Below are 15,739 nucleotides of genomic sequence, written 5' to 3' on the forward strand. Positions count from 1 at the left end.
GAGTATCAATTTACACGCTGATGGACCCAGTAAAGCTGGTGTTAAGCATAAACGAATGCGAGCGATGTGGTCCGATAAGGCCCGTGATAAAGTTTTTCTAGATAGTATGCGTTAGCCCTGCCCCCGGCCCCTCTCCTCGGGAGAGGGGAGACGTGACAAGCGGCAAGTTCGTGATAGTAGTGCATCTCGTGATACACACCTCCTCGGCCAAACGGCTCTCCGAGCGAGAGCGGTCCGGGTATTCTCCGGGAGTGACCTGTCAAGATACGTCTGCGCCCGGAGCGCGCGTCGACCGTTTGCAGCCGGAGACTGCTTCAACCGGGGAAGATACTTTGTCTTTCAACCATCTTTGCACCTGCGTTCGCGCCCTATTGTTGTTCTGATTCGTTAGTATGTTGGTATTTTGCGCCCAACGTTCCAATACTCCCAACGAACCAACATCCCAATGTATCAAACTTCCACCACCCATCGCGTACGCTACGGCGAAACCGACCAGATGGCTTACCTTTATTACGGCAATTATGCGTTGCTCTACGAAATCGGTCGGGTAGAAATGCTGCGCGAACTCGGGCTTACGTACGCCAATATGGAGGCCGAGCACGGCATCATGCTGCCGGTAATGAGTCTCAACCAGCGCTTCGTTCGCCCCGGCCGTTACGACGAATTGCTTACCATAAACACTACCTTGCGCAAGCTGCCGGTCGATACAATTACCTTCCACGTCGAAATTCACAACGAAAAAGGAAAGTTAGTCAACGGAGGGAGCGTAAAATTGTGTTTCGTCGACATGAGTACCGGACGGGCTGTTCCCGCTCCGGAATACCTTTTGGAAAAACTGCGCCCCTACTTTGAAGAAGCTTAAACTGCCTTCAATTGCGGATATTAAAAATTACTTCACCCAGCACCCGGTCTGGCTGGGAATGCTGAAGTACAGCAAGGAGAATTCCTTTATCGGCTTCCACGGCGTTCCTATTTACGACGTTATCGTATTCGTTTACCACGAATCGCTGCGCGATGATTTGTTTACCCGCGCAAATAGCGTAGCGTTCAGCTTTTTCCTTTCGCTTTTTCCTTCTTTGCTCACCATCTTTACCCTCGTTCCCTTCGCCCTGAACGCACTGGAAACCTGGTACCCCGGCCTGAAGAATTTTCAAAGTACGCTGGACGAGGAAATCAGCCAGGTGATGCCCGGTCAGGCCGGAGAATTTGTGCTCGCTTTCGTTCAGGAGATCACCAATTCTCCCCGGTTGGGCTTGCTGAGTTTTGGTTTTCTGTTGGCCATCTATTTCAGTAGCAACGGCATGCTGGCCCTGATGCAGGCTTTCGACAAGAGCTACGTCAAAACCTTTAAGCGGCGCAATTGGGTGGCAAAGCGCCTCATTGGGGCGGGCCTGACGCTTCTGATCGGCCTGTTCATCGTGTCCAGTACCGTTTTTGTGATTATGGGTGACTACATCATCTACTGGGTGGCCGAAGCACTGAGTCTGGGAAGCCTTACGGCGTTCTTTATCGGTCTCTTGCGGTGGGTGATAATGCTCAGCCTGTACTACGTTACTATCGGTACGCTTTACCGTTACGGCGCGGCTACGCACAAAAAATTCAGCTACTTCAGCCCGGGCGTTACGCTCGCAACGGTGCTCTCCCTGACGACCTCCGTGGCGTTCAGTTTTTACATCGATGGCTTCGACCGTTATGATACTTACATCAAGTTCTACGGTTCTATCGCTACCATCATCATTGTTATGCTGTGGTTGCAACTCAACGCGCTTATCCTTATTATAGGGTTCGAACTCAACGCCGCAATTGCGGTACGCAGGGATCTGACGATGGTGGAAGAGGAGTAGTTAGAAGCTAGGAACTAGAAACTAGGAGCTAGGGGTTAGAAACTAGAAACTAGAGAACTAGAAGCTAGCTCATAGCTCCCTAGCTCCTAGTTCCCTAGTTCCTAGCTCCCTAGTTTCTAGCTCCTAGTTCTCTAGTTTCTAGCTCCTAGCTCCTGGTAACCGACCAACCTAGCACCTTCCTCGACGAACGACTAACCCAAAACCGTGTGTTTGTGCGTTCTTGTGGCATAGTTACGAAACACCATAAAAGCAAACCGTCATGATCTTGATTCTCACCTATATAGCACTGATTTGTGGCGGTCTGCTGCTGGTCTTGCTTTTGCTCTCCATCATCGGAGGTCTGGACCTCGACCTGGACGTAGACTCCGACGGACTCGGAACTATGAAAAGCGTTCTGACCTTCTTTTCTATCGGATCGTGGGTGGTACGGTTGGTTCTCATTTCAGAAGCTAACCCGGTGCTTGCGTTTGTAGTGGGCGCGGCCGCAGGTGCAGTGGGCGTTTACCTGCTCAGTCTGATCCTGAAGTTCCTGCTCTCGCAGCAGGCTAACGTAAACTGGACGGTGCACGACGCTATCATGGAGAAAGGAACGGTTTACCTGCGCATCCCCGCCGGTGGCGAGGGCATTGTCCGGGTAAACGTAAAAGGAACCAAACGCGAGCTTAAAGCTCGCTCTGTCGCTACGGAAGACATCCCAACGGGGGCGCCGATCGTAGTGGACGAAATCGGGGGAGACGGCATTGTCGTCGTCAGCCCGGCATAAGGGTTACCGGCTCATCGGCCGGCAATCACGAAAAAATCACACATTCACCTCCCCGCGCAGCGGGGAAAATTAAACCCCATTATATCATGCTAGAATTAATTGGAGGCGTTGCCTTATTAATCGTTCTTTTCGTCTTTTTTCTGGTCAGTCGCTACAAACGCTGTCCGTCGGATAAGATTCTGGTTGTCTATGGTAAAACCGGTGGCGGAGCATCCGCTAAGTGTTATGCCGGTGGTGCCGCTTTCGTCTGGCCGGTCATTCAGGACTACAAATTTCTCGATCTCACCCCGCTGAGCATCGACGTGAACCTGAAAGACGCACTCTCGAAGCAGAACATCCGCGTGAACGTCCCTTCTCAGTTCACCGTTGGTATCGGAGAAGATGAGAACCTGATGCTGGCTGCTGCCAACCGTCTCCTTTCCCTAACCCGCGAGCAGGTTGCCCGCCTAAGTCAGGACATCATCATGGGCCAGATGCGCCTCGTGATCGCCAATATGGACATCGAGGAGCTGAACACCGACCGCGACAAGTTCGTCTCCAGCGTTTACTCCAACGTAGGCGAAGAGCTTCACAAAGTAGGTCTGCGTCTCATCAACGTAAACGTAACCGATATTCAGGACGAGTCGGGCTACATCGCTGCCCTTGGTCAGGAAGCTGCCGCTCGTGCGATCAACGAAGCCGAAGTAAAGGTTGCGCAGGAGAAGCGTACCGGTAGCATCGGTCGTGCCGAAGCACAGCAGGAGCAGCGTACGAAAGTAGCCGCCCTTACCGCCCAGGCGGAGATCGGTGAAGCAGAAGCTGCTCAGCAGCAGCGCATCAAAATCGCCGACGCCAACGCCCGTGCGATGGTCGGTGAAGCTGAAGCGACCCAGGAGCAACGGATCAAGGTAGCCGACGCCAACTCCCGTGCCGAGATCGGAGAATCGAAGTTTAACGCCGAAGCCCAGGAGGGTAAGAACGAAGCGGCCATCAAGATCGCTGAGTCCAACGCCGCCCGCGACGTGGCCCTCGCAGAAGCCAACCGCCGCGCTGAAGCTGCCCGCAAGGTCGCCATCGCAAAGGCCCAGGAAGAATCCTACAAAGCCCAGGAAGCGGCGGAAAAAGCCCGCGCCCTGAAGGAGAAAGCCGAGAAGGAAGCCGAGCAGGTCGTTCAGGCCGACATCGAGAAGCAGAAGGCCATCATCGCCGCCCAGGCAGAAGCAGAGCGCCGTCGTGAGATCGCGAAGGGTGAAGCCGACGCAGCCCTCGCTAAGTACCAGGCAGAAGCCCAGGGTATGGAAGAGTTGCTGAAAAAGCAGGCTGAAGGTTTCCAGAAACTCGTTGCTGCTGCTGGCGGAGACGCCCAGAGCGCCATCAATTACCTGATGCTCGATAAGCTCGAAGCCCTCACGAAGATTCAGACCGACGCCATCAAAGACATCGAAATCGACAAGGTGGTGGTCTACGACAGTGGCAACGGACAGGGCGTAAGCAATTTCGTCTCCGGCCTCTACGGGATGGTTCCTCAGCTCAATGACTTCCTGAGTCAGAGCGGAATGAGCCTGCCTGCCGGACTCGTGAAGCAGGAATCCGCTAAGGACGCCGAAACATCGGAGCCCGAAACGGTAAAGCCATCCGCTACCCGGCCCACGCCGCCAAAGAGTTAATGAGTAGTTTGATTCGTAGTTTTTGCCCGCCTCTTCGGTTTTACCGCAGGGGCGGGCTCTTTTGGTTTAGGCCGGTCCGTAATCCGACACGACGCCCCGCCAACGCTGAATTTTATTGCCGCCGGAGGCCGGTTCTGCATAATTACCATGTTCCGCGGCGGTGTAAACATTCACTCATCGAAGAAAACCTGCCTTCCGTCCAACAAACCTTCTTCCACGGCTTGGCGATAGTAAGTTTGTGAGCAACAAATTAACCGTAGCCCTTGTGTGGGCTGCATTAACCAACAACACGATGAAGAAGTTATTTACCCTGACCCTTATGCTGGTATTCGTTACCGGCCTGTTCGCGCAAAAAGCCCCGACAGCCGAAGAAATTGCCGCAACGTACATTGAAAACATTGGCGGTGCAGATGCCTGGAAGGCGCTGAAAGCCACTACCATGAAAGGCACCGCAAGCATGCAGGGAATGGAATTCCCCATCTCCATCACCGCCGCCGAAGGCGACATGCAGTACGTGGAAGTGAACGTGCAGGGGCAGAAGATCGTCCAGGCGTACGACGGCGAAACTGCGTGGCAGATCATGCCTTTTCAGGGCATCACCGAGCCTACGGAAATGCCGGAAGACCAGGCTGAGCAGTCTAAAGAAATGCGCTTCCTTTCTGAGTTCATTGACTCAAAAGAGCGCGGCATCACGCTGGAAAGTGTAGAGGGTAAAGAAGTAGAAGGAACCCCTACCTACGGCGTGCGCGTGACCGATGAAAAAGGTATTGACCACACGTACTACTTCGATCAGGAATACATGATTCCGGTTATGATGGCCAGTTCCGTCAAGTCTGGTCCGCAGAAAGGTGCTGTTGTTGAAACTTACATGAGCGACTACCAGGAAGTAGAGGGTCTGGTGGTACCTATGTTCATGGAAGTGAAGTTCAACGGAAGTACTATGCAAAAAATGACCTTTTCCGAAGTAGTACTCAACCCGGAAATCGATAAGGCGATGTTCTCCATGCCCAAAAAAGACTAATACAGCTCTTTAGGTATTCATTCCGGCCGGATTTTCCAGTACAGGAGAACCCGGCCGTTTTTTAGGCGCTGACGCAGGTGCAGAGTAGGGAGTACGGTAACTGATGTACGGGGCGGAAACCCAGCCCTTCAACCTGCTTTGCACCTGCGGCCGCGCCTGCTTTAAAGCCCGTTGCACTCAAGGCGGCACATCCACGAACTGCTACAACCCACTTACTATCATGAGACAAACGTTTACCCTCCTGCTGCTGGCCTTTGCTGCGGCACTGTCGGCCCAAAGCGAATTCAAAACCACTTCTGCTTTGTTCGGCGACCTGCGGGCCAGGCAAATCGGACCGGCCGTAATGAGCGGCCGCATCAGTTGCCTCGCCGTAAACCCTGAAGATGCCACCACCGTTTTCGTGGGCGCCGCCGGCGGCGGCGTCTGGCGGACCACCTCCGCCGGAGGGCAGGTCCAGCCCGTCTTCGATGACCACCCACAAAGTATCGGGGCGATAGCCATCGCGCCGTCCAATACCGATGTCGTGTACGTCGGTACCGGAGAACCGTGGACCCGCAACAGCATCAGCGTCGGAGCCGGTGTCTTCAAATCAACGAACAACGGTACGAAGTGGAAGTCCATCGGCCTTGAAAACACGGAGCGGATTGCCGACATTTCTGTGCATCCCGAAGACGAGAACGTTCTCTACGTCGCTGCGATGGGGCACCTCTGGGACAGCAACGAAGAGCGTGGCGTTTTTAAATCCGTTGATGGCGGCGCAAACTGGGAAAAGGTGTTGTACATCGATGAAGACACCGGTGCTGCCAACCTGGCCATGGACCCCAATAACCCCGAAGTACTCTACGCCGCAATGTGGAGTCACCGTCGTCTACCCTGGACGTTCGACTCCGGCCTGCACGGAAAATCAGGTCTCTACAAAACAACCGATGGCGGTAAAACCTGGAACAAACTGACCAATGGCCTGCCCGATGAAAAGCTGGGCCGTATTGGCGTCGAAGTCGCTCCGAGCAACAGCAACATCCTGTACGCCAGCGTAGAAACCGGCACAAACGAAACCAAGGGAATGTACCGCAGCGAAGACGCCGGTGCCAGCTGGAAAATGATTGGCCGTAACCAAAACACGGGTATTCGTCCGTTCTATTTCAGCGAACTGGAAATTGACCCGAACAACCCCGACATCGTGGCTAAATGCGGGCTCAACGGAATCATCAGTGAAGACAAGGGAAACATCTGGCGTAGCTTCGACCCCGCCGTTCACTCAGATTTTCACGACATCTGGTTCGACCCCGCCAACAGCAAGCACATCCTGGTTGGTACCGACGGTGGCGTTTACGAAAGCTACGACCGGGGCTATACCTTCAAGATGTGGATGAACCTGCCGGTAAGTCAGTTCTACCACGTCAGCGTCGATAACGCGAAACCTTACCGCGTCTACGGTGGGTTGCAGGACAACGGTTCCTGGTTCGCGCCCGCAACGAGCGCCGGAGGAATTACCAACTCCGACTGGAAAAAGACCTTCGGGGGTGATGGCTTCTACAGCTTCCGGCACCCAACCAAAGAACACATCGTTTTCAGCGAATACCAGGGCGGAAAACTCGTTCGCTTCGACGAACGAACCGGGCAGGCGAAGTCGATCCCTCCCTACGCAACCACGGGGGAGGACCCGCTTCGCTTCAACTGGAACGCTCCCGTACACATCAGCAAAGATGGTAAGCGGCTCTACTTCGGCGCTCAGTACCTCTACCGCTCTTCAAACGACGGCGACAGCTGGGACCGCATCAGCCCTGACCTGACGACCAACGACCCGGAGAAACAAAAGCAACACCTCAGCGGAGGCCTCAGCATCGACAACTCCACCGCCGAGAACCATACCACTATTTATGTCATCGCCGAAAGCCCCCTGGACCAAAATACAGTGTGGGCCGGAACGGACGATGGTAACCTGCAGGTTACCCGCAACGGAGGGAAGACCTGGGCCAAGGTAAACGAAAACATCCCCGGGCTGCCGGCAAATACCTGGGTAACTTTCGTTGAGCCCAGCCCGCACGACGTCAATACCGCATTTGTGACCTTCGACGGCCACCGGACGGGAGATATGAAAACGTACCTCTACAAAACAACCGACGGAGGAAAGAGCTGGACGGACATCGCCGACCCTTACGCAAGCGGCTACTCCCTCAGCGTTCGCCAGGATACTGAAAACCCCGATTTGCTGTTTTTAGGTACAGAGTTCGGTTTGTACATCAGTCTCGACGGCGGTGCCAGTTGGGCTCCTTTCAACAACAACCTGCCGATGGTTGGTATCCGCGCTATGGTGATTCAGGAGCGGGAGTCAGACCTTGTTATGGCTACGCACGGCCGTGGAATTATTATTCTGGACGATCTCGAAGCATTGCGTCAGCTGACGCCGGGAATAACCAGTAAGAAGTTCACTTTCCTGAAGGTGAAGCCTGCCTACCTGGGCAGCGGAACCGGTATGGGAATGGGAGATTTTGGCGGCAGTGGTACGTTCGTGGGGCCCAATCAGCCGCGTGCAGCGCGGATCATGTACTACAACCAGCGTCGTCACATGTTCGGCAAAATGTACGTGGAAGTCTGGAAGGATGGCGAATTGCTCCGCACCCTGCCCGCGGGTAAAGGCGCCGGCCTCAACGTGGTGGAATTACCCACTTCTATTGAAAAGCCGAAAGCTGCGCCGACCAACAACCGCATGGCTTTATTCGGCGCGCTCTCCGGTCCGAATCTTCCCGCCGGAGTCTACGATGTAAAACTCATCAAGGGAAAGGAAACTTTTGAAACTCAAATCGAACTAACCGTTGAGGAAGGAGACGTCTACGGCGTAGCGGAACGCGAAGCCCAGCGGAAGTTACTCATGCAGGTGTACAACGATACCGAAGAACTGGCCTGGATCTACGATACCTACGAGAAGGTGGAAAAGCAAGCCGAAGCACTGATGCCAGAGAAGAAAAAGGTGGCAGAAATGGCCAAAATGATCGCTGAGTCAGCCGCTAAAACGAAAGCAGGACTCGTGTTTCTGGGTGGAGACTTTTACGTCGATGAAGGCGCGCGCCTCCGGGAAGAGATGGGCAACCTATACTTCGATATAAGCACCTTCCCCGGCAAACCCTCCGGAAGTCAGATGCAGGAAGCAAAGCGCATCCACGATGAAATGGCGAAAGTGAAAGCAGAGTTTGAAAGCATGCTCAATACCTCGGTTGCAGCATTGAACGAGAAGCTGCCAGAAGGGCAGCGTATCAGCTGGCCCTCAAAAGCAGACTTTCTGGCTGCGGAGTCCACCGGTTCCGACGCGGGCTCACAGCGCCAACGTTGGAAAAGTAACACCCTTTGGAAGAGTGCCCTTGCCAATCCCCTTGGCGAAACCTGGGTGCAGTTGCTTCACTAAATCCGGATGCTGAGATTGACCGTCGCGGAGTGCAATTGCGCTCCGCGACGGTGTTTTATGCGGGAAACACTCCCGTTTATTCTTCTTCGCTTTTATGCTTCCGCGAGCCCGCGTAGAGGTCGTAACGGACATATCTCACTTCGATCGGCCCGTTCATCAGCGGAATCCGGCGGCTGGTTTTGAGCCCTACCGACTTCAAGCCTTCGGGGCTACCCGTGATCAACCACGCAGAGTAACCTTTCCAGTTCGTTTTAAAGGTGTCGCCGATCATTTCGTACAGTTCTTCGATGTTGCCGGTTTTGAGGCGAACTTCGTAGGGCGGATTGGTGACGAGGATTCCACCTTTTTCGGTCGCGGGCGCAGGTGCAGAGAGCTGGTTGAAAGGCAATGACTCGAAGTCGATGTGCTGAATCAGGCCGGTTCGCTCCAGAGAAACCTTGGCGAGGTGCAGCGTGAGTTCATCAATATCGTTGGCAAGAATAGGCTGGGGCGGGGTGCGAACCTTGTCGCGTGCTTCCTGGCGGATGGAAGCCCAAAGCCCGGCGTCGAAATCCGGCCAGCGCTCGAACCCGAATGACCGGTTGAGGCCCGGCGCTTGCCGGGCTGCAATCATTGCAGCTTCCGCTACGATGGTTCCGGACCCACACATCGGGTCGCAGAACGGAACTTCGCCGTCGTATCCGGAGAGGGTAACCAGGCCTGCTGCCAGTACCTCATTGATGGGCGCACCTCCGGTGCGCTTGCGGTAACCACGCCGGTGAAGGCTCTCGCCCGAGCTGTTGAGGCTTACGCTCACTTCGTCGTTGCGCGTTACGTGCAGGTTCAGGGTAAGGTCTGCGTTTTCTTTGCTTACGCTCGGGCGTTCACCCGTCTTTGCCCGGAACTGATCCACGATAGCGTCCTTGAACAACTGGCTGAGGTAAACCGCGTTGCGGTGGTAGTCGGATTGTGTATTGGCGTCTATCCACAGGAAACCGTCTACTTTGAGGTAGGGGCTCCAGTCAATTGCTTTCAGTTGATCGTACATCGCCTGCTCGTTGCGGGCCCGGAACGATGCAATTTCGGTAAGTACCCTGATGCCTGTCCGCAGGTTCAGGTTTGCGCGGTACATAAAGGCTTTATCGCCTTTACACATCACAACCCTGCGGCCTGGTTCGACGTCAGTTGCACCGAGGGCTGTAAGTTCGGCGGCCAGGATTTCTTCGAAGCCTTCGAAGGTAGTGATTGCGTAAGTTTTGATGGCTGAATGTTTTTTTTCTCGGTTCGGGGTGAAGGTAGTGAACGGTAACGGGAAAACCCCGGACTTAAGCCTGATGGTGTGCATTAGACCTTACAGGCCGGCCGGGGATGAGGCTCCTTTTGCTCAACAGACGTTGTTAAACGCACGGAGCACTGACCAGAATCCGACGCCTTCGTAAAAGCAGGTGCGCAAGGACCGGAATTCTATTTAAAAGCTTTTTTTGCACCCGCGTTCGCGCCATATGAACAACCTGAAAGCGCGACAGGGCTAATGCCGATCGTTCTAAAAGATTGCCATCTGGTTTTCGTTGGCTTCAACCTTTTTCTGCTTGCGCATTAAGACGTTCGGGATGTCCATATCAGGGAGCAGCCGCTTTACGATGCGCAGCCGGTGAGAATACCGTCCGGTTTCCTGGTTGAAAATTCCGTAATGGTCAACGCTATCGATTCTCACCCGGTCTCCGACGTGCAGGATTTTGCTGTCGGGCAGTAACAGCCCAACGTGTTCGATGTGGCCTTTTCGGTTGTCGAAGAAAGCAAGGTCTGCCGGTTGGGCCTGAATCACGAAGTCCACCATCCGGCCGTGATTGCTCATCGCGTCGGCGGTTCGGGGGAGTTTGATGTTGATCAGCCGGGCCACCAGTTGAATGAGTGCTGCGGGATCGATGCCGGTAGGCGTGCGGCCACCGGCGAGACCGGGGACAAAGAGCCAGCGCCGGGCAAAACGAATCATGAGGTCCGCTTCGGTACGGAGGTCTTCGGAAAGCGCGGCCTGGCCGGAGTAGTTGAAAACGTGCTGGCCGTGAAGCAGGCGCATTCCGTCGAAACCAGGTAAGCGTGCCCCGAAGGTAATCGGAACGGCCGCTTGCTCGCCCAGAATAGCCGACCACAAGTCAAGGGCAAAGGCAGGGTTGTCGCGTTGCAGCCGGAAGGTTCGCTCATCGGCAGTAAGGAGTTGATCGGTACGTACAAAACCCTCGAAATCATCATCACAGCATCGGATACGGGAAAATGTTTTTCCCGGTTCCAAAATAGTAACCGGCTCTCCCAGCAGCAACTGGGACATCATTTCAGATTTAGCCTTGGCGTGGCTCCGGATGGCGGCAGCAGTAAAGCGACCGAGGGCAAAGTTTGACATACGGCTGCAAGATAAAATAAATTGCCGGTTGTCGACGGTTCTGACGGCCGGATGCACCACAAGGGCGCCAGCCATACGGACATTCATGAGCCTCGCCTTTTGGTGAACTGCAATAAGCCGGGCCGAATTCCGTTGGTAAAAGTGATGTGGCCGCCAAGGTCCGACGTACCTTTGCGGCCTCCCAAAATTACCGTATGAAGTTTCCTTTACTGGTCCTTACCTTTCTGTTGTGTGCAAGCGGACTTTCTGCCCAGGATTATCACTTTTCCCAGTTTTTTGCAGCACCTCTGACCCTGAACCCGGCCCTGACCGGGGCTTTCCCTGGTACTTATCGTGTCGCGTTGTCGCATCGCAGCCAGTGGGCACAAACCCTGGAAACACCGTTTTCTACTACCGCCTTCTCTGCCGACTTTAAGTATTTCGTCAACCCTAAGAAGCGGCGTTACAAAGACGCCTTTGGCGTCGGCGTATCTTTTGCCAGCGACCGGTTGTCTGAATTTAATTACAGTGTCAACCAGATCATGGTCGGCGGAGCTTTTCACAAAGCCCTTGACCCCCGGAGCAACCAAACCCTTAGCCTTGGCTTTCAGCTGGGTGTGGTACAGCGCAACGTCAGTTACGATCAGCTTACCTTCGAGGACGCCTTCGACGGAACATCTGTATACGTAGATGGCGCTTCTGCCGAGGAACTCCCGGCCAATAATTACGCCTTCGGAGACTACCAATTGGGCTTGAATTATGCCTACGCGCCCAAGAATAAAGTGGCCGTTTATCTCGGTGCAGCGGTCCATCACTTCAATCAGCCCGAGCAGAGCTTCTATGCTGAAATCACTCAGGGAGAAGACGTAGAGGTTACTCAAACGCTTTACCGTCGCTACAGCGGATACCTGAACCTCAGGCTTCCGATCGGGAGAGATGTGAGCCTCAGCCCCAGGGTTTACGCCTACGCTCAGGGACCTCACCTTGTTACCAATGCGGGCAGTAACCTGCGTTTTTTGCTAAACGACAGCAACGGAGCTGCACTGCACCTTGGCGCTTATGTGCGGGGAGTTGGCAGCGATGTAGAGTACGGTATCGATAGCGCAGTTGGCATGTTCGGGGTCGAATTCAACAGCTTTCTCGTCGGGATGAGCTACGATGCCGGACTGAACGGCCTGCAGACCAACCGCCGCCACCAGGGGGCTTTCGAACTCAACATCGCCTACCTCGGAAAGACAAACGATGACGAAGCGGTACCGTGTCCTAAATTCTGATGTTTCCTACACCATGGTACTTCTACCGTGTAAATAAGAAGGGGAATTGCCGTCATTTAACAGAGTGGTAGGTTTTTCAAAAGGTTAGTTAACAGGGTGATTTCGTAGCTTTGTGTCCTCTCTGAAACAATTAACCAGAATAATAGAATCGTTCCTATGTCGCTTTTACGCTTGACTCTGGCCTTTGTGGCCGTGCTTTCTTTTACGTCAACTACTTCCGCTCAGATTAAATGGATGAGCTGGGATGAAGCTATTACTGCCAACAAAAAAGAGCCCAAAAAACTGCTTGTCGATGTCTACACCGAGTGGTGCGGCTGGTGCAAAAAGATGGACAAGGCTGTCTTTACGGATCCGGTAATTGAAGCTTACGTAAAGGAGAACTTCTACGCCGTAAAGTTCGACGCCGAGCAAAAAGGGGCCATCAAATACGATGGCTACACCTTCAACTTCAACCCCGAAGCCACCCGTCGTGGAGTTCACGATCTGGCCGTGGCTCTGCTGGACAGCCGGATGAGCTACCCGAGCATTGTTTACCTCGACGAGAACCGCGACCGCATTTCCATCAGCCCCGGTTTCAAGCCGGCCAATAAGTTCATCAACGAGCTCAACTTTATTCAGGGCGGTCACTATAAGACCAAGACTTATCAGGAATACCTGAAAACGATCGGTAAATAATAAAAGGAAGTTTCCGGCGCGGCCGCAGGTGAAAGCCCGTTTTTAAGGAGCAATAAATGCACCCAGCAGTGCCTGTAATTGCTCGTTTAAGGCCAAAATCGCCTCTTTCATCTGCCAACTGTCCCGATCACGGGGGGCAACGTAATTACTGACGGCCCTGAGTTGTAGCGGTTCGATTCCGTTCTGAAGACAGGCGTAAAAGAAGGCTGCTCCTTCCATACTTTCAACCTGTGCTTCGGGGAAACGTGCTTTCATCATGGCGATGCTTTTTGCGGATCCGTTGACCCTGTTTACCGAGATGGCTGCCACATGGGGGAAGGGTAGGGAGGCCAATCCTGCGGGCGATTCCAATACTTCCTGCTGGTTAAAGGGCAGGCCGGGATGAAGACCGATTTCCGCCAGGCTCAGGTGCCGTCCGTCCTTGTCCTCGGCACCCAGATCTCCGAATCTTTCTGAGCTTACCCGGACAACCTGACCCAGTTCGAGGTTTTGATCTATTGCACCGCCTACTCCCGCCTGGATGGCCAGGGAGGGCAGGTTCCCCGCCCCAAACCTTGCGCCCAGCGCGTAAGCGGTCGCTGTGAGCCCAACTCCGGTAAAAACGACCTCGATGGTGACCTGGCCAAAATTGAGGACGTTGCCGGTTTCCGTTTCTGCACGCGCCCGAAGCCAATTAACGGTCGGCTCTATCTCGAAGAGGGTCGCAGCGGTAAGAAGGATATTCATTTCTGAGGAGTTGAGGCTGTTGCACCTGCGGGTTTGCGATTGTAAGTGCTGTTATCTGGCAGAGTAGCTCCGCTACTGCTTCCAGCCAATATGAAAGAGTGCATCGCCTTGGCTTACGACCGCGGAGTTGGCGTGCCCGATGATGATACCGTCGCGGGGAGAGGCAATGCGCTTGTCTTTCCGGATAGCCTGCGGGTCTACGATTATGCCAATAACTTCCCCTTTCCGTACCGGGTAGCCCGACTTTTTTGTCCACTGAAACAATCCAGCCCGACTGGCCCTGATCCAGACACTGCTGTTGAGATGAACAGTCTTGCGTACCGGGTCGGGTGGTTTTACCTGGATCATCTGTTGATCATACAAAAGGCGGTGGAGCCCGGCAACTCCAGCATCGATACTGGTAGAGTCGTACCTCAGGTTTTCTCCGCCCTCAAAAGTGAGCACACTCACCTGATGGTTTTTAAGCGCCGACCGCCGGAGTGATTTAGCCGGAGCCTTTTTCCCCAGGATCAGGGGAGATGCAAAAGCCCGGGCTGCGCGTTCTGCTTCGGGGTCCTCGGGGTTATACCGTATTTGTGGGAAGTTGTACGTTCCCCGGCCACCCGTATGGAAGTCTACGGCCAGATTGAGGTGAGGCAGAATATTTTTACTTAGCCCGTTGGCAATCCGGCTGGCCAAGGAGCCGGTGGAGGTGCCGGGGAAGGCGCGGTTAACGTCTTTGCCGTCAGGAACGTCACGACTGAAGTTGTTGAAGCCGTAAACGTTCAACAGAGGGATTGCGATAACGGTCCCGGCGGTAATCTTATCGAACATTTTATTGCTCAGGCACCGCCGTACGATCTCAACTCCGTTGACCTCGTCTCCGTGAACACCAGCCAGAAACATCACCGTAGGCCCGGGCTGAAAAGCCCGGAAAACATGGGCGTTTATAGAGACCTGATTGCCGCTGGGCAGCTGCCCGGCTACAACTTCCACCGTGCCGGACTGGCCGGGGTAGAAGGTTCCCTCCGCAATGATCATTGGTTGGATATCTTTCATAGGTTGAGGTCGAGTTTAAAGGCTTTATTGACGGCGTACTCCACAATGACTCCGGCAATGTCTATACCCGTATGGGTCTCGATTCCTTCCAGCCCGGGGCTGGCGTTGACCTCCATGATCAAATGGCCACGGTTGCTGGGTATTAGGTCTACGCCCGCTACTTCAACGCCCACGATTTTGGCCGCCCGGATGGCAAGTGCTTCGTCTTCGGCGGAGAGTTCTACCTGGCGGGCTGTAGCCCCGCGGTGCATGTTGGCGCGGAACTCGTCTGGTCCGGCTTTGCGCTCCATCGCAGCAACCACTTCGTTGCCGACTACAAATGCCCGGATGTCTCTCCCGTCGCTTTCGGCTATGAATTCCTGCAGGATCACCCGGTCCTGAAGCCGGAGAAAACCTTCCGCGATCCGCTCTAATTGGTAAGGGGTGTGCGCCAGCGCAACTCCTACGCCATGCGTGCTTTCCAACAGCTTTACAACAATAGGATAGGAGCCCATCGTCTTCCCGGCCCGGCGAACTTCGTGGAGGGTGAAGCACAAAACCGTACCCGGCACCTGCACGCCGTTGCCCGCCAAAACCTGAAGGCACGACATCTTATCGCGCGCCAGCAAAAGACCATTCGCACTAATCGTCGTCGGTACTTTGAGTACTTCGAGCTGACGGATAATAGCCGCTCCACGGTTGGTGATATTGGCCCCAATGCGGGGAATGGAAACGTCCGGTTTAGGTATAGGTGTCCCATTCAGCAATAAAGAAGGGCCATGCTCCCCCAAACTGGGGCTACAAAGACCGTGGTCGACAACGGTCGTCTGATGCCCCCGCTCTACACCGGCTTCCACAAGTCGTTGAGTAGAATAAAGGGAAGGGCCGCGGGAAAAGATATTGATCGTCATGGTTGAAACTGGTAGGAAAGCGTAAAGCTAAGTCTTAGGATGGGGAATGGTATAATTTGTATTGTATCTTGCGGGTTCAACAACGACCCCAGGCAACGAAACG

13 protein-coding genes are annotated in these 15,739 nt (G+C 54.3%); 8 read left to right on the forward strand and 5 right to left on the reverse strand.

Going from position 1 to position 15,739, the window contains the following annotated elements; translation table 11 throughout:
- Positions 1–445: 445 nt before the first annotated feature.
- The 6 genes from FUA23_RS06080 (at position 446) to FUA23_RS06105 (ending at position 8,677) form a co-directional block, all read left to right on the forward strand.
- Positions 446–862, forward strand: coding sequence for an acyl-CoA thioesterase (locus tag FUA23_RS06080; protein WP_147929839.1), 417 nt, complete (start codon positions 446–448; stop codon positions 860–862).
- Positions 849–1,844 (forward strand): YihY/virulence factor BrkB family protein, encoded by a 996-nt coding sequence (locus FUA23_RS06085; RefSeq protein ID WP_246144052.1) that lies wholly within the window; start codon positions 849–851, stop codon positions 1,842–1,844. Before FUA23_RS06080 ends, FUA23_RS06085 begins: the two co-directional genes overlap by 14 nt.
- Positions 1,845–2,103: 259 nt before the next feature.
- Positions 2,104–2,607: a hypothetical protein gene (locus FUA23_RS06090; protein WP_147929840.1), complete on the forward strand. Its 504-nt coding sequence runs from the start codon at positions 2,104–2,106 to the stop codon at positions 2,605–2,607.
- 86 nt (positions 2,608–2,693) lie between these two features.
- Complete coding sequence (locus tag FUA23_RS06095; protein ID WP_147929841.1) at positions 2,694–4,253, forward strand: flotillin family protein; 1,560 nt, start codon at positions 2,694–2,696, stop codon at positions 4,251–4,253.
- A gap of 292 nt (positions 4,254–4,545) precedes the next feature.
- The gene (locus FUA23_RS06100; RefSeq protein WP_147929842.1) at positions 4,546–5,274 is read left to right on the forward strand and encodes a LolA-like protein; all 729 of its coding nucleotides are present in this window, start codon (positions 4,546–4,548) and stop codon (positions 5,272–5,274) included.
- A gap of 220 nt (positions 5,275–5,494) precedes the next feature.
- The gene (locus tag FUA23_RS06105; RefSeq protein ID WP_147929843.1) at positions 5,495–8,677 is read left to right on the forward strand and encodes a WD40/YVTN/BNR-like repeat-containing protein; all 3,183 of its coding nucleotides are present in this window, start codon (positions 5,495–5,497) and stop codon (positions 8,675–8,677) included.
- A gap of 76 nt (positions 8,678–8,753) precedes the next feature.
- Here FUA23_RS06105 and FUA23_RS06110 read toward each other — a convergent pair whose 3' ends face one another.
- Entirely contained in the window at positions 8,754–10,001 is a 1,248-nt protein-coding gene (locus tag FUA23_RS06110) for a THUMP domain-containing class I SAM-dependent RNA methyltransferase (protein ID WP_147929844.1), read from the reverse strand.
- A gap of 198 nt (positions 10,002–10,199) precedes the next feature.
- Positions 10,200–11,054, reverse strand: coding sequence for a C40 family peptidase (locus tag FUA23_RS06115; RefSeq protein ID WP_187270910.1), 855 nt, complete (start codon positions 11,052–11,054; stop codon positions 10,200–10,202).
- A 194-nt stretch (positions 11,055–11,248) separates the two neighbouring features.
- Between FUA23_RS06115 and FUA23_RS06120 the strand changes: the two genes are divergently transcribed.
- Together FUA23_RS06120 and FUA23_RS06125 are read left to right on the forward strand one after the other, a co-directional pair.
- The gene (locus FUA23_RS06120) at positions 11,249–12,307 is read left to right on the forward strand and encodes a PorP/SprF family type IX secretion system membrane protein (protein ID WP_147929846.1); all 1,059 of its coding nucleotides are present in this window, start codon (positions 11,249–11,251) and stop codon (positions 12,305–12,307) included.
- A 156-nt stretch (positions 12,308–12,463) separates the two neighbouring features.
- Positions 12,464–12,982 carry a thioredoxin family protein gene (locus FUA23_RS06125; protein ID WP_147929847.1) on the forward strand — a complete coding sequence of 173 codons (519 nt, stop codon included), beginning with the start codon at positions 12,464–12,466 and terminating at the stop codon, positions 12,980–12,982.
- Between the two features lie 42 nt (positions 12,983–13,024).
- Here FUA23_RS06125 and mqnB read toward each other — a convergent pair whose 3' ends face one another.
- The 3 genes from mqnB to FUA23_RS06140 form a co-directional block, all read right to left on the reverse strand.
- Complete coding sequence (gene mqnB, locus FUA23_RS06130; RefSeq protein ID WP_147929848.1) at positions 13,025–13,708, reverse strand: futalosine hydrolase; 684 nt, start codon at positions 13,706–13,708, stop codon at positions 13,025–13,027.
- Between the two features lie 72 nt (positions 13,709–13,780).
- Entirely contained in the window at positions 13,781–14,746 is a 966-nt protein-coding gene (locus FUA23_RS06135; protein WP_246144053.1) for a succinylglutamate desuccinylase/aspartoacylase family protein, read from the reverse strand.
- On the reverse strand, positions 14,743–15,636 hold the full coding sequence (locus FUA23_RS06140) for an ATP-grasp domain-containing protein (protein WP_147929849.1): 894 nt from the start codon (positions 15,634–15,636) through the stop codon (positions 14,743–14,745). Before FUA23_RS06140 ends, FUA23_RS06135 begins: the two co-directional genes overlap by 4 nt.
- Positions 15,637–15,739 lie beyond the last annotated feature (103 nt).

This window comes from Neolewinella aurantiaca (assembly GCF_008014675.1).
In the GTDB taxonomy this organism is placed as follows: Bacteria; Bacteroidota; Bacteroidia; order Chitinophagales; family Saprospiraceae; genus Neolewinella; species Neolewinella aurantiaca.